Here is a 19,642-nt window from a genome sequence, read left to right as displayed (position 1 = left end):
TCCTGATGCCTTGTGGATTCTGACTTCTCCTCTCATACATATGCTCTCCTGGAGAATGAAAGATTATGGTAATATCTCCATTGGCTTCCTGATCCCTTTGTCATCATGAAATCAGGTTGGGGCACTCGAATGTTCCTATTGGGTTAGCCTCCCGTTCATCACACCGCAAGCGCCACATGCCACCCATGACCGAACCAGATATCTTTCACATACAAGACGGGAGATGCATCGTCGTCTTTGCCTATGACGTAGGTGCGTCCATTCAAATCGACGAAGCGGAACAGCGGATTACCGCGACAAAAGAACGAGGACGAATCAAGCGGAAACGGCCGGCACCGGAATATTTTGATTATCATCCCCCGCCGCTCCGTATTACGCAAGAGCTGGAACCCATCAGCCTCGGCGCACATCACACGCTTCGCACCGTCGACACCGTACTCTATGACTTCGGCGCGCTCATGGTGACCTACCAGATTCCCCTGGCCGGGCCGTTTGCGTCGCTGCTCCCGCTCAGTGAAGTCCTCTATGAAAATGCTCAACTGCTCGAAGGCACATTCCTGCATATCCAATCTCTCCTGAACACGCTGGGTCCGGCAATTGAAAAACCGAATATATCCGAATTGGTCGAGGACTATGCGATATTTCATATTTTCTCGACGCAACCTGCGTTGGATCTGTCGAAATTTGTCAAACAACACGGCACGCTTCTGTCTCAAATCCTCCGTTGTGAGGATCAACCATTGTCAGAGCAGGAAATTTGTGATGCCACCATGAGTCAAATTGCCTTCGGGACACAGGACCTGACCCTCATTGATTGGAATGCCTCGCTCATGATTGGACAGGAAATGGATGACGTCCGAGCGGTTCTAGAATTCGCCAATGTGGAACTCGTCGAGCGCCGATTTCTTGACCACCAATTGGATGAAGCGTTGGATGAGGCCTATGCCGCCCTCACACAGGAAACCCGGCATGGGTTCCGTTGGCCGGGATCATCGGATGTTAATCTCCGCCGAATCGCAGGCATGCAGGTGGATAGCGCGATTCTCTTTGAACGGGTCACCAACACGCTGAAATTATTCGGCGATCAATACCTGGCCAGAGTCTCTCGACTGGCCTCGCAACGCTTTCATTTGCACAGTTGGGATACCAGCATTCTCCGCAAGTTGGACACGCTGGATAATTTGTATGATAAGATGGCCGGTCAAACCGGCAATCGGCGGATGGAAATTCTTGAATGGATCATCATCATTCTCATTGCCATCTCCATACTCCTTCCGTTTATTCCGGGATTTCCCGGCTATTAGACGGCCTCCCCCTTTCTCCCTGTTCCCCGCCCTTGATCCCTCCAACAACCCCCATGGGGGCAACGACACCACTCAACGTTCTGAGATGAGAAAAGGTGCAACAACAGCATGCTGAGAGCCGACTATTGGGACGCCACAAGGAGAAACCGCAAAAGGGAAAATTTGAAGAGAAAGGAGCTTATTCGAGTGAAATACGGTCATCGATATTTCGAATGATTCTGGCACGCCCCTCCTGATCAAGCTGCGCCTCAATCCAATCACCGACATGAGCCGGTCGATCAATTCGCGTATTTTCATCAAAAGGCAATCGGGCCTCAATCTGATCGTTGATATGCACGACATACGCTGCCCCTTCAATCTGAAACACCTGGCCCTCCACTACCCGCAACGATCCATAGGGAGACAAGGCTTCTTCTTGAATCTGCATGAACCCTTTGGTCCCTTCAACAATGCCAAACCCGATATCCGCCTGACGCAAGTCCCCAGGTTCCTGTGTTCCCCCGCAACCCACCAAACTCATGAGAACAAAGATCCTGCCCAACCAACTTGGATACGTGTATGCCATGGACAGCCCTCCCTTCTTGCTTGCCCCTCAGATGACTGATGAACATCACTCCGAGAATGCATCCTAACACACTCATTCAGACTGTCCATGAACGAGGATTCATTTCACACCGTCTTGTGCCAGACACGTTGCTTCCGCTGGCTCAATCCCTCACTGGTGGCACCAACACGTCTTTCCAATTCCAGCATAAATTGACCTTGCCGGAAAATTCTTTTACCCTTGCCGCAGAAATGAGGACAATTTGATGCATCGACATTCGTCGATCCATCCAACGAGGTCATTCACAGGGGTGGACGCGTTCATCCTGCCTTTACGATAGACCTCTTCTAGGACATCTCCATCAACAACCCTTTAACTGGAATCAGGAACTTTCGATTTATGCTCCAAGATTTTTGGCAGGAATTTCTTATCGTATGGCACATCGGCATTTTGAATACCAGCTTGGGTGACATTTTCTTAGCCTTAAGCATCTTTCTGATGTTCTTGTTTGCCAGACGAATTGTGTTTCGCTTTCTGTCACATGTCTTCAAAAAGCTCGCGACACGAACTCAAACGGATACGGATGCCCGAATTCTGGACGCCATTGAGCGCCCCCTTGAATTTACCTTTGTGATTATCGGACTCTATATTTCAGGACAGGTCGTGTCCTTGTCTCCCCCGTTAAATGCGGTCTTTGGACAAATCATCAGATCTTTGATTGCCTTCACAATTTTCTGGTCTATTTTTCGAATACTTGATCCGCTTTCCATCCTGCTAGATCGGTTCATCACGTTCTTCGGCAACCAAACCATGCATGAAACCATCAAAGGCTTTTTCCTCAAAGTTTCAAAATTCATCGTGGTCTGCTTAGGTGTGGCCGCCGTATTTCAAGAATGGGGATTCAATGTCGCGGCGGTCCTTGGTAGCTTAGGACTGGTCGGCATGGCGGTCGCCCTTGGGGCACAGGATTTCATTAAGAATATGTTTGCCGGACTCACAATTTTCATGGATCGGGTTTTTGAAAAAGGTAATTGGATTAAAACGCCTGATGTGGAAGGCACGGTAGAGGATATCGGATTTCGTGCGACAAAGGTCCGTCAATTTGATAAGGCTCTGGTTACCATCCCTAATTCCAAATTGGCCAATGAAGCATTAATCAATTACTCCCGCATGACGAACCGGAGAATTTATTGGAAGATCGGGATCGAGTATCGTTCGACTCATGATCAAATTCGGAACATCATCCATGGCATTTCGACCTATATTTACGAATGTGGTGACTTTGAAACCAATCCGGAAAAGACCAAAACCTTTATTTTTTTGGATTCATTCGGCAACTCGAGCATTGACATTATGCTGTATTGTTTTACGAAGACCATTGTGTGGGGTGAGTGGTTGGAAGCCAAAGAACGCTTGGCATACAAAATCAAGGAAACCGTCGAGGGCGAGAAGGCCAGCTTTGCGTTTCCATCGAGTTCCATTTATATCGAAAGTCTGCCATTCGGCACACCGGAATCTTTCATGCCTCCCCGCTCCCGGTCGCCTTCTTCTCCATCGCCAACATAGTTTTCATTTTCTCAGTGTCTGGAATCCTGTAGTTCGCCAACCTGGAAAGTGTCCCTTTTCCCCCAGAGATCAGCGTCCTTTGCCCTCTCGACTACCTGGCGGACACCATTCATGCTTTTTTCTAACATACCTCCTTCCTTATTATTTTGGCCTCCTTCCGCTCGTGTTCGCACAAAAATGTGACATGAATTCAACTCGTAAGTGCAATTCTACCATGGTGGATAGAAGGCAACCTGCAGTAGGATCGTGGCTTTTCCCATCGCCAAACCAACATTGCTGCGGTTGTGGGAGTCCATAAGTCCACGATCAGCCGTGAGGTGCGGCGCACCAAAGGCTTGCGAGGCTATCGGCCCTTACAGACCCACCAGTTGGCGGTTCACCGTCGCCAGACCAGGCCCAATGCCGTCTTCCCCCCACCAGAATGGGAATAAGCGGTGGACCAATGTTTACGGGAACCGTTGGGGCGGGGGAGTTTTACACCTATACCCCCGTAGACGATATCGTCAACACCCCCTCCCGGATTGAAAACCTCAATAAAAGGCTGGGCACTCGGCTCCTGGCTACTCAACTCGTCGCAAAAGACTTACCTGATATCTTCTCCCGAATGATAGGGAGTTTTCAATTAATTGGGAAAACCAGGCCGGTGGTGGTTTATGAACTTCTGGGTCGGGAATCCGAAGTGGATGAGATTTGCCGGAAAGCAATTCAAAAATTTTTACACGGAGTAGGATGTTTTTATACCCGGCGCTGGGACCAAGCCGAGGAATCGTTTCGAACATGCTTGCAACTTCGGGGGAGAGATGGGCCCAGTCATTTTTACTTGAGCCTATGCAGTCATTATCGAAACCATCCTCCGTCCCCGGATTGGCAGGGAACGATCATCTTGACTACAAAGTAACCACACTCTTGAACCCACATGATTTTCCGTCAACCCTCCAGCCCGCGATCTATTGGCGACCGCTGATACGTTCAAAAATGCAAATGCAGTATCAACGGGCATTAGGAGCCTACCCATGGGCCATACCGGGCTAATAGTTTCATCCTTCGGCCGGAATGGGCACAGTTAAAAGGACTCCATGACCTCTCAATCCATTGCCTTTGGTCAGGAGAAGGAACATTTCCTCTTTTTATTATTCAATTGATTAAGCTAGAATATTTCCATAATGGAGGCGGAGAGCTAGAGACATTAAAAATGTTCTTGACCATACTTGGTGGGATACCCATTCGAGTTTTCAACCTCACAACCTAAGGAGATGCATTATGGCGGAAACAACTGCAGCAATGTTTGGCGGACACAAAACCAACGGCCTGGTTCTGGTCGTGGACGATGAGCCCGATGTCCGAAAAGTTGTACGGATGACTCTCGAAAAGGCCGGATATGATGTCATTGAGGCTGAGGATGGGGAAAAGGCAATTCAGGAAGTGCAGAAAGGCGAAAACCCCTTAATGTTGGACGTCATCATTTCCGATATTCGCATGCCGAAAATCAACGGCGTGGAAGCCATTAACTACTTTCAGCAACAATACCCGCGCGTTCCACTCATCGTACTCACGGGATTCCCGGACATGGAAATGGCCACGGGGTTTCTGAAGCAAGGGATCGTGGATTATCTCGTCAAACCGGTTGAAAAGGAAAAATTAATTAAATCCGTGGCCACTGCCATGGAAAAACGAGATCTCAATCGCTTGTAATCTGACGGGACTGCCTGTTCAGATTCCGAGGTTCTTCTCACGGGAGAATGATTCCCCTTGAAGAAGACTATGGTATATCAAATAAGGCCCTATCCTCAGGATAGGGCTTTATACCATATAGACTTTTCAGCATGGAGAAACATCTCTTGCTCCGCATTCGACCCTAGCCTCACCTCATTCTCGACTCTCACAATCAAGGAGGGATTCCATGTCAACCGTTGATCCTCCAATTACCGTTGCCATTCTCGGGGCCGGCAAAGGGGGAACGGCCATGTTGGAATCCTTTCTTAATTTACCCCATATCCGCCTATTGGGCATTGCCGACACCAATCCTCACGCCCTGGGCTTTCAATTGGCCAGACTTCACAATATCCCGACTGTCTCCCACCCTCTGAAGCTTATTCAAGAAGACAAGTTGAATTTGATCATCGACGTGACCGGCGATCCCATACTTCCTTCATACATTACGGAGCACAAACACAGCGGAGCTGAAGTGCTCGGAGGAACCGCCGCCAAAGTTCTCTCAGAGTTGATCCAACATCAAACCTTTATCCAAGCCCAACTGTTTCATTCGGAAAAACTAGCCAGCATGGGAACTTTTGCCTCAGGGATTGCCCATGACATTAATAACCCGCTGTATGTCATTTTGGCGATGGCCGAAGAAATTCAAGAGGAAAACAATCTCGATCGAATTCGACAACATGCCGCCAGCATCCATGAGGCGGCACAACGCATTCAAGCCATTTCACGAAATATTACGGACTATGTTCGCACATCCAGTCATCAGGAACTCGAACAAATCGACCTCCATGCAAGACTGGATGAAGCCTTAAGCATTTCCAGGTTTGCGACAAAATTTCGAGAAATTACGGTTCAGAAACATTACCAAAACGGCTTGACTGTCCAGGCTAAACCCGAAGAAATTCTCCAGGTATTCATCAATCTGATTACCAACGCCATCCATGCCATGGAAGAAAAAGGCAGCCTCACCATTACCACCTCACATAACAATGGAACAGTTCAGATTGCTATCAGCGATACAGGCTGTGGCATTTCCCCCGAACACCTCAAAAAAATTTTCAATCCCTTCTTCTCAACCAAACCTAAGGGCCAAGGGACAGGCCTCGGACTGTATAACGTTAAAACGATTGTCAAGAAGTACCATGGCGACCTTGAAGTCGAAAGTGAACCAGGGAAAGGCACCACGTTCCGCTTGTCCTTCCCCGTCATTTCTCCTGCAGAAAATATGGTGTCTCGTGAAAAGCCCTGAACCCGCCAAACGAAAAAAAGGACTGACCAAAAAACTGGTCCTGTCCATGTTGCTGGTCGGTGCCCTCCCTTTGGTCATTGGACTCGTGCTGGCTTTCTACCAGGGCACCCAGGAAATTCGCGAGGTTAATGGATCCAGCTTTGAAGCGCTCGCAACCGAAACAGCCAGAAAGCTTGATCTAGTCATGGCTGATGAACTCGCCCGCACCGCCCTACTGACCACTGATATCAAAATCATTGAACAACTCGAACGCACCCGCGATGCCCTCAGTGAGTTGAATCCTCAAGAGCTGGCTCTCACCCTCAAACAGGAACAAGAAGCCTGGAACAGCAAGGAGGCGGACCTCCTTGAAAGAATTCTGAAAGGGCCGTTTGCCGGGATTCTGCAACAACATGTGGGGGGAACCTTTATGGACCCGGGCCACCCGATTCCGGTCATTACCCGATCTGCCACCCGTGGCCTATTTATTACCGATCGCGCGGGACGGGTCGTTGCAAGCCTGGATTCCGACATTCCCTACCTTCATCAGGAAGAAGCATGGTGGAAAGGCGCATTTCACAATGGCGTCGGCCAACCGTATATCGGCCAGGTGGCGTTTGATTCCCTTCGGGGTGTTTATACATTTACCCTTGCGCTCCCCATTATGGATAGCCTGCGGTATGAAGCCATCGGCGTCCTGCTCCGTGTTTATGACGCCAAGGAGTTCTTTGCTCCTTCAATCGACATTATTCGATTTGGTAAAACCGGCCATGTCATGCTCATTGACAGCCGTGGCGTGGTCTTGAGCTGCCCGATCCTTCCCACGGGCACTTCCATTAGTGACACCCGGCTTATTCCCCTCGTCACCCCGCTGCATGCCGGATGGACTCTAGCCCCAAGCGATGGGCATGGGGGTACTGCAACTTCCATCATCGGATTTGCCCCTCTGAGCAATACTCGTCAGATTACTCAAATATCCACCGGGCAGACCTGGCATATGTTTGTCTGGCAATCATCTGAAGAGGTCTTTGCCCCTATAGAGCATTTTTTTAAATGGATAGCGACTTTTGGGTTACTGGGAGTCGGGTTGCTCGTCACGTTGGGATATATCGCGGCTAGTCGAATTGCCGCACCCATTCGCCGTCTTCAGGAAGCCGCCAAACAAATCGGCAAGGGGGAATATCGCGAGCCCCTTACTTTGTCCACCGGAGATGAAATTGAGGAATTGGCCGATGAAGTCAATCGCATGAACCAACAATTGATGTCCCAGTTCGCCGGATTGGAAAGCCAAGTTGAGATGAAAACCCAGGAAGTAAAATACCTTGAGGAGTCGACTATTAAAATTTTGGATAATGTGCCTGACCCGGTCCTCATGGTCGGACCAGATGAACAAATCGAATATTTAAATAACGCCTCGAAAGAAGCCTTTGCCGTCGCCAATGGCGAGATGATCGGTTCCCCACTGTTTCAAATTTTCTCATTGGACCCCGCAACACAAGACCGGCTTAAACAGGAAATGCACGCTGTCCAAATAACGGAACCTCCATCTTCAGACAATACAAAGACCAATCCGTCTAACGCCTCGTTGCAAGACCCCTTGGTTCCCACCAATTGGACCCAAACAGGGACGCATCGCCAGGAAATTCGAATCAATCAGCGAACGTTCCGGTACCGGTGGTTTGGTGTCCAGGCCCGACCGGGAAGGGGGCCGAGTGTCGGATTGGTATTACGAGATACAACGGAGGAAAGCATTCTTCAGGACAGGGTCATCCAAGGGGAAAAATTGGCAAGCTTGGGGGTTCTAAGCGCCGGGATTGGACATGAGCTCAATAATCCGTTAGTCGGAGTCATTGGATTAGGCGAAGCAATACAAGAAGAGACTAATCCCGAACAAATCAAAGAATATGCCAGGGGCATCGTACAACATGGAAAACGTATGGCTTCCATTGTTCGGGACTTTACCGGTCAATCCGGGAAAAAATTGACCGAAGGGCAATCGCTCATTAACCTCAATGAACTGTTGGAACAATCTCTGACCACGGTCAAGGATCTCTTCCCATCAATCCCGGTTAATATTCAGACTCACCTGGGGTCCATCCCATCCATTCAAGGAAAAGCCCTGGAACTCGGACAAGCCTTTACCAACATTATCACTAATGCTTTTCAATCGATGAAACAAGGTGGGAAGCTTGATATTTCAACAGAAACGTCAGGACACGAACTGGAAATCCGCATTCAAGACACGGGCGGCGGTATCCCTCCAACGCATCTACCAAGAGTCTTTGATCCTTTTTTTACCACGAAAGGCCAGGGAGAAGGATCGGGCCTTGGACTCACCGTTGCCTATCGGATTATCAATAAATTAGGCGGACATATTCGAATGGAAAGTGAAGAGGGCCGGGGTACGACCTGTTTAATTACCTTACCCGTCTCGAATGCCCACCTGGCAAAGGAAAGGAATTCGACGTCATGACAAGCGTACGAAGTAGCATCGGTTTATCGATGGTTTTTCTTTCGACCCTCCTCATTGGAATATTTTCTTCATCATTTTTGCAAGCAGGTGAATCCAACGCCATGAAAAATCTGTCACCGGAGAAAGTGGCAGACTTTATCCATGCCATCGTGGAGGCGGACCGCCATGTCTACACTTCACATATCGTGAAGAGAATGCAGGAGCAAGGCGTCGTGGTGGCGCGGGAAGATTGGGAAAACAAAAATGCCATTCCCCTTCCTGCCCAGTTCCTCCATATTTCCAGTAAATTAGTCGCGGAATCAGGTCACGGCATTCGATTTCGTTTAATTAGTCTGTGGCCAATATATCGAAGGAATGGCCCTGCAACGGATTTCGAACGAAAGGCCTTGGAACAACTTTCGCTAAATTCCGATACACCCCAACGTGGAATTGTTTCCACCGGGAAAAAGCGCTTATTTCAGGCAATTTATGCCGACAAAGCGATTAATGATACCTGCACGACGTGCCATAATGCTCACCCCTTAAGTCCCAAGCGTGACTTCAGCAAAGGCGACGTCATGGGGGCAATTGTCATCACCATTCCTTTAGAAGATTAAAGTCCGGCACACGTGCTGCAGCAGGGTCCATATTCCACACAGCCATTTGGACGGAACCTCTTTTACACGTATTGTGTAGTCCCCCGTAAATTCCGGAGAAAAGTAGGAACTTGTTACGATTTCTCATTATCCACATTTTGATTGGATTAGCCCTTACGGCTCCGGCTTTGGGCTTTGACAATCAATTCTCTTCTTCTCCATCCATTCCCTTGGATATTGGGAATATCATTCAGGACATTCGCGAACTGAGTCATCCATCGTATCAGGGTCGGCAGGCCGGCACGGATGGTAGCTTACAGTCAGCCAATTATCTGGTCGATCGATTCGAATCTCTCGGCTTACAACCGGGCAACCACTTCTCCGAACAAGAACAGGATTTCAGTTGGTTACAACAACGGTCCCTGACAGCGGTTCAATTGCTTGAGCCGGCGACAATCACCCTTTCTCTGGTTGACTCAAGCCAATCGTCAATGACGATGTCGCTTGTCCCAGGGCAGGAGTTTCTTCCAATCTTGGATTCTCCTTCCACCAGAACCACAGGCAAAGTTGTCTTTGTGGGATACGGAATTGTTGACCCTGCCCGCGGAATAGATGAGTACCAGGGAATGAATGTCGACAATCGCATCGTGCTATTTCTTCGGGGTAAACCCCCTACCTACCCCAAGTGGGTCACGCATGAAGAAAAAGCGGCAATTGCCAAAGAAAAAGGAGCGATAGGGTATTTAACGGCAACCGGCCCACTGCTTGGTCGTTATGAAGCCCGCAAAGGTCTGGGACAAGGTCCTCTGGCCATCTACGGAGAGAAACCCGATAACCGCCCCATTCCTGGGGCATGGATACATGGGCAAATTCTTGATCAGACCTTGAACGCGGCAAATGCCTCCCTTGAAGCTCTGCAACAAGCCGCCAACGATATCGGGATATTTCATAGCAGACCACTCCCCCTTCTGGCGCAATTCCACTGGGAAAGCCACAGCCTGCCCGGAACGCTAACGAATGTCATCGGGATATTACCGGGTCGGGACCAGCAACCACGCAACGAACTCATTCTCATCGGTGCACATCGCGACCACTTTGGTCAACAAACCGGCCTGCTTTTTCCTGGAGCCGATGACAATGCATCTGGGACAGCCGTGATGTTGGAACTGGCCAGAATGCTCTCCCAAAGCACAACCGCACCCAAACGAACCATTCTCTTCGTGTCTTTTGACGGAGAAGAACGAGGCCTATTGGGATCGACTCTCTATGTCAGCCATCCGGCATTTCCATTGGATCGAACAGTCGCCATGATTAATCTCGATCATCTGGGAGCGGGTGATAGAAAACTGACTGTTGGAGTCACTCGAATGGAAAAGACGATGGCTCAGCAAGCAGCCAACCTGGCGGGATTACAGGACACAATTCAAATGTATGGATATTTTCCCGGGGGAGATCATGTCCCATTTTTTGAGGCGGGGGTGCCGACCGTCACAGTCGTCAGCAGTGGCAGACACCCCCATTTTCATCAACCTTCTGATACCCTAGAGTCCATTCAACCTGAAAACTTGACCATTGCTACCAAATTTCTCTACTCACTGATTTCCCTGTTAGCGGACAATCCTTAAAATAGCCTGTCATCCTAGGCTTTACCACGAAGGACCTCTGTTAGGGTGAGGATATAGCCATTGCCAAATCCTTTGGGGAAAATGTTCTGAGGTTGCCGATTGGCTTACCATGAAGCCTCACCCAACCCTACCTTCATGATTTCACCGCTCGGATTTCCTCAGCTATATGGAAAGGGAAAATGCATAAATTTACCACACATGTCCCCCTGCCCTTTTATTCTTTTTCTTGTTTCACTTTTTCGACGGTTTTTTCTTTGATCACCTCAATTTCCAATATGATTTTGACCTCATCACCCACAAGCATTCCTCCACTATCCAATAACTTGCTGAATTTCATACCGAAATCTTTTCGGTTTACCGTTCCGGAAGCGGTGAAACCAGCCCGTGTATTGCCCCAAGGATCCTGCGCGACCCCATTAAACGTTCCGACTAACGTGATCTCTTTAGTGACTCCCAACAGAGTCAACTCTCCGATGGCGGTGTAGTCATCTCCGGATTTTTTATAACTTTTCATGGCATACGTCATGGTCGGAAACTTCTCGACATCAAAAAAGTCCGGGCTTCGTAAATGCTCATCACGTTTTTGATGGTCGGTCGTGACCGAGGCGGTTTGGATGACTGCTTCAATGGTTTTAAATTCTTTGGCCTCCGGATCCATTTCCACAACTCCTGAATACTCGGTAAACCTGCCATTGGTTTTGGATACCACCATATGGGCAACTTGAAATCCAACCCTGGAATGGTCATGATCCAGTTTCCATTTAGCCATTTCCGCAAACGAAGCAGAAACAAGCCCAAAACCAACGATCAGAACCAAGCCAATCAAAGAAAACACTTTCGAAACCTTCCGCATCATGTAACCTCCTGTGAAAATTGAAGACATACCCGTTGTATGGTCTTCGTTGATTGATAAACAAAAACCCATCATCTAAAAGTCATCCATCATTCTATTCTCATGCAATGATCTAGACTTTCGATGAACGGGAGAAGCCAGAAAATGGCTCGGCCATCCATTCGTCAATGATAGGAACCAACACCCCTGTGGATTGATACCCATGCGTAAAACTGATGTGGTCAGTTTTATTTTGACCAAGCAACGCAGGAAAACCACTCACTCCCAATTGGCGAGCCCGATCAAACTCCTGCCAGACCGATTGCTTAATCACAGAATCATTGAACCCTTGCAAAAATCTGTCGCGGTCAATACCTTGACGGCTGGCAAGATCCGCCAAAACTCCTTCATGCGTAATATCCATGTGCTTCACGTAAAATGCTTCCTGCACAGAACTCAAAAACATAAACTCCCTATCCTGAGCCAATTGTCGCACCACTATCATCGCTCGGGATGATGGTTCGGTGTCATAGATGAACGAAGGCTCCGGATGAAAATTGAAGTTAAATGGCTGGCCGGTTCTTTCATGCACCGCACGCCAATGGCTGAGGATGTAGGCACGTTTTCGCTCATCAAATCGTTCGGTATTTCCGGGGCGCAAACCACCCAACAAGACTTCGATCGTGACCTGATCCCGATACCGCCGAACGATCTCCTCAATAACCGGGGAAAATCCCCAGCACCACGAACACATGGGATCAACCACATAGATAATCGATTTCACGGTCATGTCTACCACCTGGCTCCCTCGATTACCTCACCAGACATACCCAACAAGGCAATACCCTACAAATGAAATTAGACTACTTTATCACACCGGACATATGGAACTTGTCAATTTCCGATCAAGGTTTCTTTTAAATTTCATGTAGGTTCATGCGTGTCTGAAACAACACTTGCGAACTCCCTCCCCTTCCAAACCTCATCAACGGCCCTATCTTTGTATGCTGTAAAAACCCAGAATCCTCAAACCTATATTAGCCCATTCTTTACACGTCAAAAACTAATGGATCATAATAGGGTTTTTATTTGGGAGGCTTTATGCCTGGATCCCCGCACTATCCGCTAACAAACCTCGACGAAGAGACCGCACTCCGAACTATTCTGGAAGGGACGGCCACCGCCACTGGGGAACGATTTTTTGAAGCGCTTGTGGAAAATCTCGCCAAAGCCCTGCACACCGATGCCGCCTGGGTCACGGAATATTTCCCCGATTCCCGACGATTGAAAGCCCTGGCGTTTTTTTTAGATGGCACGTTCCTCAAAAATTGGGAAATGGATATTGCCGGTACCCCGTGCGAGCACGTTATCGAGCAAGCCCGGCTCATTCATTTTCCAGACAACTTATTGAATCTCTTTCCAATTGATCCGGATATCACCGGCATCAAGGCAGCCAGCTATATGGGTCTCCCGCTTACCGATTCGGTCGGAAATATTCTTGGACATCTGGCGGTCATGGATACCAGACCCATGCCGGCGGAACCGCGGGTGCAGACAATTTTTCGAATTTTTGCATCAAGAGCGAGCGCCGAACTCCAGCGCCTCCAAGCAGAATCCGCGACACGTGAACGTGAACAAAAGTTGCGGCGATTGGTCGACAGTGCAATGGATGCCATCATTGAATTAGACGAGGATCTTCGAGTCACCCGAATTAATCCGGCTGCCGAGAAGGTGTTTCAATGTAAAGCCACCCATTTGTTTGGTAAGAATTTTTCCCACTCTCTTGCCCAAAAGGACCCTGAGAAATTACGGCTTTTTATCCAGGATCTCAACACGAAACCTGCAGGCCAACGATCTCTCTGGATTTCCGGAGGCTTCACGGCTCTCCGCCTGGACGGCTCGGAATTTCCCGCGGAAGCCACGCTTTCCCAATTTCATATAGAGGGAAGGGTCTACTACACCCTGATTCTTCGTAATTTGAATGAACGCCTGGAAGCGGAACAAAAAATTCGGTCCCTCACGATTGAAAAAGATTTCCTCAAAGAAGAATTACATGAGCTCCAAAATTTTGGGGAAATTTTGGGGAATAGTCCCGCCTTGGTGCACGTCCTCCGGGACATCCAACAGGTCGCGGATACCGAGGCCACCGTGCTCATTTCAGGCGAAACCGGAACCGGCAAGGAGGTGATGGCCCGCGCCATTCATGCCAACAGCCGGCGTCGGAATCACCCATTCATCAAAGTAAATTGCGCGGCCATTCCTGCTACCTTAATCGAAAGTGAATTTTTTGGACATGAACAGGGTGCATTTACCGGCGCCACAAAAAAGCGGGAAGGACGGTTTTCATTGGCCGACGGAGGGACCATTTTTCTGGATGAAATCGGCGAATTACCTTTGGATCTTCAAGGGAAACTGTTACGCGTTCTTCAGGAAGGGGAATTCGATCCGGTCGGCAGTTCCCACACCAAAAAGGTAAATGTCCGTGTCCTGGCAGCCACAAACCGGGATTTACAGAAGGAGGTCCAAGACGGAAAATTTCGTGAAGATCTTTATTATCGATTGAATGTCTTTCCCATCCATCTTCCGCCTTTGCGGGAACGCGGAGAGGATGTGGTCCTCCTAGCCAGGACATTTGTTCAGAATTTTACTCAACGAATGGGTCGGACGGTGGCCCCCCTTTCCCCTGACGCACTCCGACGCCTCACGGCTTACCATTGGCCGGGAAATGTGCGGGAATTGCAAAACGTGATCGAGCGGGCTGTCATTACGGCCCAAAACAGTCAATTAAATCTTGACCGTGCCCTCCCTGATGTTGAAGCGAAACTCTCCTCTTCTCCAGAAACTCTTACACAGGAGCCATCCACCTGCATTCGCACTCTTCAGGAACTTCAGAGTTTTGAGCGGCAAAACATTCTTCTAGCTCTGGAACAAAGCGGCTGGAAAGTATCCGGTGAACAAGGAGCCGCCAAACTACTGGGCATGAATGCTTCAACCCTTGCATCTCGTATGAAAGCTTTGGGCATTACTCGCGCGAAATAATTCCTGCACGATTTCTACCCATATTTTTTCATGTCTTTCCGATTCTCTTTCAGCATTTCTTCATTTTCAGGATTCTATCCTATTTGCGAACTTTCGCAAATTCGTCTTATGAAATTTCGCAATTCGGCAAATTTCGTGAGCGATTTTCACGCTTCATAAAATTTCAACATACTGTTTTTATTGGTTTTTATTGATTTTTATTAGGAATTTACGCTTGGCACACCCCCTGCAAAATAAAATATTTTTGAAGACAGCACATATCAACCAGGTTCTCAAGGAACAGGCAGGAACACCATGATGAGTCAGGATGAGCGAGATTCAAACTCTCAGACGCCAGCTGAAAAGCGGAACCTTCAGGATATGTGCCGTCAGGCGGATCAACTTTTTTTTCACATGCTGTTTCACACTCAACCAGGAGGATGTGCCATGTCATCTGTCGCCACAACATCAACCATCAATGGGGTCAACGTCGAACAATTAGGGGCCAATATCCATGCCATTCAAGGCGAACCCGGTTTGGCCAAATTTCAGTTCCGGGCCACCAACAACTGGGTCAATGGGGGGCACAATCGCACCACGATCAAGGAGTTTTACGGAGTGGGCAAAGAAGATACAACCCGAACCGAGCCATTTGTGCTTGATGCCGATGAACCGCCCGTCTTGTTAGGAGAGGATCAGGGAGCCAACCCGGTGGAGTTTGTGTTGCATGCCCTGGCGCCCTGCTTAACCACGTCGATGGTCTATCATGCGGCCGCCCGTGGCATCAAAATTGATTCAGTGGAATCCCGCCTAGAGGGGGATTTGGATCTTCGCGGGTTTCTGGGGCTGTCCAAAGACGTTCGCCCGGGCTATCAAAACCTCCGGGTACACTTCACCGTGAAAAGTAATGCGCCAGCCGAGACAATTCGGGAATTGACGAAGTATTCACCGGTTTTCGACATTGTATCCAATCCCGTGCCGGTGGCCATTTCGGTAGATACAAAAGGGACCAACTGAGGACAGACATAACTGATTGCCTCAGGCCCAACCTGAGGCAGTCGGCCCTTAAACGTCCGAATCAAAAAGGAGCTACGATCATGCAACGTCTGGTGTTTTTTATCTATGGCACCCTGTGCTACCTATCTTTCCTAGGCATCTTTTTAAATGCCTTAGGCTTTCTTGGAAATTTTGGCGTCTCCAATACCATTGATGGCCAACCCGGGGTTCCAGTTTGGCAGGCTCTGGCCCCTCAATTCGTTTCTGTTGGGAATTTTTGCGGTCCAGCATAGCGTCATGGCCCGGCAGACCTTTAAACAATGGTGGACACAATATATTCCCAAACCCATTGAACGTAGCACCTATGTGCTCTGTACCAACATTGCACTGGCTCTCTTGTTTTATGCCTGGCAACCCATGGGAGACTGGATTTGGCACATTCAAGACCCAGTCGGGCAGGGCCTGCTGTATGGCATGTTTGCGGCGGGTTGGGGATTAATTCTCATGGCCACATTCCTCATCAATCATTTTGATTAGTTCGGTATGCGGCAGGTCTGGCTCTATCTGCAAAAACAAGAGTACACACCATTACCGTTCAGGACCCCGGCCCTGTATCGGCAGGTACGGCATCCTCTCTATGTCGGTTGGCTCTTGGCATTCTGGGCCACTCCCACGATAACGGTTGCCCATCTGGTCTTTTCGGTGACGACTACCATCTATATCCTGATGGCCATTCAATGGGAAGAGAAGGATTTGGTGGCTTTCCATGGAGAGGCGTATAAAGATTATCAAGAACGAGTACCCAAACTTATTCCACGACTATTCATAGGGAGCTTCATGGGAAAACCACAAGCCCCAAGGACTATGGCTACTTGAAGGCCAAAATGACACAATCCGCTGCCTGAAATATCCACGTAGCGGCGTGCTTCATTTATTTCCCGGGGAAAGGAAAACAACCATGCGCACATTGAGAACCGGGATATTCCAGAATCCTGTACAGGAACCTACCTGGATAAAAAAGTTTGGATGGTATGGAGTGGTCTTTTTCTTGGTCAAAGGAACATTCTGGCTCATCTCCCCTTTTATTATTCTTGCATTCAACTAAATATTCTCGCCCGTTTTCCGGGCCACCGACTCATGAGCACGTTGCGCAGTGAAATCCATACAGAAGAACGTATACCACGGGATTAAGCTTGCACCACGGCAAAAGCTCAGTCCTTCCAATACACTGCAAGCCAGATCGTATTTTGTTTGGGATCGGTCCATTCCACACGATGTCTGGTATGCGCGGAAAGATAAACCGTATCCCCAGGACAAAGCACCCGTTCAGGTTGTCCCTCAATTTTGAGTGTGGCTTTTCCTGCCAGTACCACAACACATTCATGCTCGGCCTGGTCATACCAAAAGTCTGGTGGAGACGCCTGGCCCCGTGACACTATCCGTTCAATTCGTACAGAACGACTCCTCAATACCTCACTCGTCAATTCGTGATTAAGGTGTTCAGGAATATTGGCAAACAGATTTTGACATAATTCCATTGCCTCCACCTCTCTAGAAAAGGTCACTTGCTTTATCGCATTCTCAATTTTAGTACTGGTTAACTCCCATGGGCTGATCGAATTGGGAATTGACAATGGCGGAAAAATCGGGGGGCAAGCAGATCTGGAGGGAAACACTGAAGAATGTTCGGCTTAGCTCTGAGCTTTGAAGGACCAAGCAGAAGAATCAGAAAGACTGCCGATAATTCAAAAACGGCAATTAAGGAACGGGGCAGCCATTTCCCTCAGGAGGAATGGCCCGCTCCTTCTCCATTCAAGACGCTCCTCCAAGAAACGTCTCTAGCCCAATCAATTTAATCCTCTTACTGTACGACAAAATGACTACGTCGGTTTTCCTGCCAGCACTTTTCATTCTGATCGGTGCAAAACGGCTTCTCTTTTCCATAACTCACAACCTGAAGATTCTCACTAGGAACGCCCAAATCAACTAAATATTCCCTCACCGCATTTGCTCTTCGCTCGCCAAGCACCATGTTGTAACTTTCGGTACCACGCTGATCACAATGCCCTTCGATCACAATTTTGTTATTCGACAAACCCGAAGCCAGTGTTTGGGCATTTTCTAACAGAACTGAAATGGCATCCTTCCGAATAGAAAATCGGTCATAATCGAAATAAATATCCCCCAGAGACTTGAGAAGATCTTCAGTCTTCTCCTCAAAAATTTCTGGAAGTTCTGCAACCTGCTGCACCGGTTTGTCCTCCTCGGGTTCCACCCGAGCGATCAATTGTTCCGGGGGAACCGCGTCTCCACGAATTGCCGGGCGTGCCGGTGTTTCCGGTTCGGACAAAATCGGCGGGACTCCACCCTCTTGTGATAATTCTTGAGGAGAAATTTGGTTCGGGGTGGGAGCTATAGGAGACGGAGGAACCACAGATTCAGCCACCAGGGGAGCTTCAAGAGCTTCAGGAACAGCCGGTTCGACGACTGTCGTTCGAGGAGTGGCAAATATATCAGCAGGAGCCGAAGGACGAATAAATGGACGAGCAGGCTCTTCAACGGGAATATCCATAGCCGGAATCCCAATGAATGTTTCCGCCTTTACGGGTGGCTGCACAACCGCCTCAGCCTGCGACGCCACAGGCTCAAGTTTTACCACTTGAGACTTGGCCGGAGGTTCAGTCACACTTATAACCGTCGTTTGCAATTTGGAACTACACCCCGCCATTATTGCAACCAAGCATCCGCCCAGTAGGCCAAATTTCCAGACACTCCTTACCTTAGAAAAAAACAATACTTCGGTCATGTTTTACCTCCACTATTCCTTTCCTTGACTGACGGATGCATCCACATAGACCCCATCCAATATGATGATTCTTTTTTCCATTCTTATTTCCTCTACAATAATTTCTTTAAGAAAATGACAGTGTCATTTTCAATAACAAAGTAATCTCAAAACTGTATGCAGCCCCTTCGAATGATGTCAAGAACCCTGGCGTGGAACTTAAGGTCCACTCCTGATTTATTCCCTAAGAATGCCTTTTGGTAGGATCCAGGTCAAGGGTGATAGGAAAAAACTACATGCCACCCCACATGAAACAACCGCTATTCCTGATCTTTACGCTTCCCAATGGGGCAAGCCTAGCCCTCCTCAACATCCTTAATTGTGACATCATAGTCGCCTGCCATCTCCCCCAACATAGATATTTCTTTCCTACTAACATCAGAATTCTCATCATTGTCCCAAGTCGCTTCCGTCTGGATTTAGCCAGATAAGAGTATTCACCAACTATTAGACATCGCGGACCAACAGGAGCAGGACCGCTGACTCTGGAACTCCTTTTGTTCTCGAAAGTTTCTCAAGACAGCCACTCACAATGATCCTCAGATATGGCAACTCAAACCTTTTCCTAATGGCTATTTCGAAACATTACCCGAACTAATACACACCAATTAATGTGAAGTTTCTTAGAGGGTCCGGCCCAATGTCGAATTATTTCGAGATCTAACAATTCATATAAAAAATACTGGCACTTTCCGTTTCACGAATCATTTCTCGTCGTGCTTTAAACATCCATTTCTCTATTCCTGGCGTTCGTGGGCAAGCCCTTCTTAAGCAAAAGCCGCCCCGTCAAATGCTTTCCCAAGTTAATCAATTGAAGCTGTCCGACCATTTGACTCATGAAGGGAGTCCGCTCGGTGCTGTAGGGTTTCGCCTGCATAGTTTTTGGCAAAACTTTTGTCCCCACACCTCATAACCATTTGAAA

Annotated in this window: 16 protein-coding genes and 1 pseudogene; 12 read left to right on the top strand and 5 right to left on the bottom strand. The window is 48.5% G+C overall.

The genetic code is table 11. From position 1 onward, the window contains the following. Positions 1 to 176: 176 nt before the first annotated feature. Positions 177 to 1,304 (top strand): hypothetical protein, encoded by a 1,128-nt coding sequence (locus PJI16_15340; GenBank protein MDT3778939.1) that lies wholly within the window; start codon positions 177 to 179, stop codon positions 1,302 to 1,304. Positions 1,305 to 1,482: 178 nt separating this feature from the next. Here PJI16_15340 and PJI16_15335 read toward each other — a convergent pair whose 3' ends face one another. After that, positions 1,483 to 1,869, bottom strand: a complete 387-nt coding sequence (locus tag PJI16_15335) for a hypothetical protein (GenBank protein MDT3778938.1) — start codon at positions 1,867 to 1,869, stop codon at positions 1,483 to 1,485. Between the two features lie 378 nt (positions 1,870 to 2,247). Between PJI16_15335 and PJI16_15330 the strand changes: the two genes are divergently transcribed. From PJI16_15330 to PJI16_15300, 7 genes are all read left to right on the top strand, one after another. Continuing rightward, positions 2,248 to 3,414 (top strand): mechanosensitive ion channel family protein, encoded by a 1,167-nt coding sequence (locus tag PJI16_15330; GenBank protein ID MDT3778937.1) that lies wholly within the window; start codon positions 2,248 to 2,250, stop codon positions 3,412 to 3,414. Positions 3,415 to 3,856: 442 nt separating this feature from the next. Continuing rightward, complete coding sequence (locus PJI16_15325) at positions 3,857 to 4,312, top strand: hypothetical protein (protein MDT3778936.1); 456 nt, start codon at positions 3,857 to 3,859, stop codon at positions 4,310 to 4,312. Positions 4,313 to 4,674: 362 nt separating this feature from the next. Then, positions 4,675 to 5,106, top strand: a complete 432-nt coding sequence (locus tag PJI16_15320) for a response regulator (GenBank protein MDT3778935.1) — start codon at positions 4,675 to 4,677, stop codon at positions 5,104 to 5,106. Between the two features lie 208 nt (positions 5,107 to 5,314). Next, positions 5,315 to 6,376 (top strand): HAMP domain-containing sensor histidine kinase, encoded by a 1,062-nt coding sequence (locus PJI16_15315; protein ID MDT3778934.1) that lies wholly within the window; start codon positions 5,315 to 5,317, stop codon positions 6,374 to 6,376. Then, the gene (locus tag PJI16_15310; protein ID MDT3778933.1) at positions 6,363 to 8,828 is read left to right on the top strand and encodes an ATP-binding protein; all 2,466 of its coding nucleotides are present in this window, start codon (positions 6,363 to 6,365) and stop codon (positions 8,826 to 8,828) included. Before PJI16_15315 ends, PJI16_15310 begins: the two co-directional genes overlap by 14 nt. Beyond that, positions 8,825 to 9,424, top strand: a complete 600-nt coding sequence (locus PJI16_15305; GenBank protein MDT3778932.1) for a DUF3365 domain-containing protein — start codon at positions 8,825 to 8,827, stop codon at positions 9,422 to 9,424. Before PJI16_15310 ends, PJI16_15305 begins: the two co-directional genes overlap by 4 nt. A 110-nt stretch (positions 9,425 to 9,534) precedes the next feature. Continuing rightward, positions 9,535 to 11,028 (top strand): M20/M25/M40 family metallo-hydrolase, encoded by a 1,494-nt coding sequence (locus PJI16_15300; protein MDT3778931.1) that lies wholly within the window; start codon positions 9,535 to 9,537, stop codon positions 11,026 to 11,028. 214 nt (positions 11,029 to 11,242) lie between these two features. Here the strand turns inward: PJI16_15300 and PJI16_15295 are convergent, their stop codons facing one another. Continuing rightward, on the bottom strand, positions 11,243 to 11,884 hold the full coding sequence (locus PJI16_15295; protein ID MDT3778930.1) for a YceI family protein: 642 nt from the start codon (positions 11,882 to 11,884) through the stop codon (positions 11,243 to 11,245). 109 nt (positions 11,885 to 11,993) lie between these two features. Then, positions 11,994 to 12,650, bottom strand: a complete 657-nt coding sequence (locus PJI16_15290; protein MDT3778929.1) for a DsbA family protein — start codon at positions 12,648 to 12,650, stop codon at positions 11,994 to 11,996. Positions 12,651 to 12,961: 311 nt separating this feature from the next. On the opposite strand from PJI16_15290, the gene PJI16_15285 reads away from it, so the two are divergent. The 3 genes and pseudogenes from PJI16_15285 (at position 12,962) to PJI16_15275 (ending at position 16,750) form a co-directional block, all read left to right on the top strand. Continuing rightward, a complete protein-coding gene (locus tag PJI16_15285) occupies positions 12,962 to 14,899 on the top strand; it encodes a sigma 54-interacting transcriptional regulator (protein MDT3778928.1) in 1,938 nt (645 codons plus the stop codon). 426 nt (positions 14,900 to 15,325) lie between these two features. Next, entirely contained in the window at positions 15,326 to 15,895 is a 570-nt protein-coding gene (locus PJI16_15280) for an OsmC family protein (GenBank protein MDT3778927.1), read from the top strand. Between the two features lie 80 nt (positions 15,896 to 15,975). Continuing rightward, positions 15,976 to 16,750 (top strand): annotated as a pseudogene (locus tag PJI16_15275) (isoprenylcysteine carboxylmethyltransferase family protein). Positions 16,751 to 17,085: 335 nt separating this feature from the next. Here PJI16_15275 and PJI16_15270 read toward each other — a convergent pair. Together PJI16_15270 and PJI16_15265 are read right to left on the bottom strand one after the other, a co-directional pair. Further along, positions 17,086 to 17,412: a cupin domain-containing protein gene (locus PJI16_15270; protein ID MDT3778926.1), complete on the bottom strand. Its 327-nt coding sequence runs from the start codon at positions 17,410 to 17,412 to the stop codon at positions 17,086 to 17,088. A gap of 323 nt (positions 17,413 to 17,735) precedes the next feature. Further along, positions 17,736 to 18,680, bottom strand: coding sequence for an OmpA family protein (locus PJI16_15265; protein ID MDT3778925.1), 945 nt, complete (start codon positions 18,678 to 18,680; stop codon positions 17,736 to 17,738). A gap of 275 nt (positions 18,681 to 18,955) precedes the next feature. On the opposite strand from PJI16_15265, the gene PJI16_15260 reads away from it, so the two are divergent. After that, positions 18,956 to 19,150, top strand: a complete 195-nt coding sequence (locus PJI16_15260) for a hypothetical protein (GenBank protein MDT3778924.1) — start codon at positions 18,956 to 18,958, stop codon at positions 19,148 to 19,150. Positions 19,151 to 19,642 lie beyond the last annotated feature (492 nt).

The sequence above is a fragment of the Nitrospira sp. MA-1 genome (genome assembly GCA_032139905.1).
Lineage (GTDB): Bacteria > Nitrospirota > Nitrospiria > Nitrospirales > UBA8639 > Nitrospira_E.
This window is presented reverse-complemented; position numbering and strand designations above follow the sequence as displayed.

Coding starts and splice junctions, on each gene's coding strand:
- PJI16_15325 (MDT3778936.1), top strand. CDS start 3,857: ATGTTTACGGGAACCGTTGGGGCGGGGGAGTTTTACACCTATACCCCC.
- PJI16_15290 (MDT3778929.1), bottom strand. CDS start 12,650: ATGACCGTGAAATCGATTATCTATGTGGTTGATCCCATGTGTTCGTGG.
- PJI16_15315 (MDT3778934.1), top strand. CDS start 5,315: ATGTCAACCGTTGATCCTCCAATTACCGTTGCCATTCTCGGGGCCGGC.
- PJI16_15270 (MDT3778926.1), bottom strand. CDS start 17,412: ATGGAATTATGTCAAAATCTGTTTGCCAATATTCCTGAACACCTTAAT.
- PJI16_15280 (MDT3778927.1), top strand. CDS start 15,326: ATGTCATCTGTCGCCACAACATCAACCATCAATGGGGTCAACGTCGAA.
- PJI16_15320 (MDT3778935.1), top strand. CDS start 4,675: ATGGCGGAAACAACTGCAGCAATGTTTGGCGGACACAAAACCAACGGC.
- PJI16_15260 (MDT3778924.1), top strand. CDS start 18,956: ATGCCACCCCACATGAAACAACCGCTATTCCTGATCTTTACGCTTCCC.
- PJI16_15335 (MDT3778938.1), bottom strand. CDS start 1,869: ATGGCATACACGTATCCAAGTTGGTTGGGCAGGATCTTTGTTCTCATG.
- PJI16_15295 (MDT3778930.1), bottom strand. CDS start 11,884: ATGATGCGGAAGGTTTCGAAAGTGTTTTCTTTGATTGGCTTGGTTCTG.
- PJI16_15340 (MDT3778939.1), top strand. CDS start 177: ATGCCACCCATGACCGAACCAGATATCTTTCACATACAAGACGGGAGA.
- PJI16_15305 (MDT3778932.1), top strand. CDS start 8,825: ATGACAAGCGTACGAAGTAGCATCGGTTTATCGATGGTTTTTCTTTCG.
- PJI16_15265 (MDT3778925.1), bottom strand. CDS start 18,680: ATGACCGAAGTATTGTTTTTTTCTAAGGTAAGGAGTGTCTGGAAATTT.
- PJI16_15285 (MDT3778928.1), top strand. CDS start 12,962: ATGCCTGGATCCCCGCACTATCCGCTAACAAACCTCGACGAAGAGACC.
- PJI16_15330 (MDT3778937.1), top strand. CDS start 2,248: ATGCTCCAAGATTTTTGGCAGGAATTTCTTATCGTATGGCACATCGGC.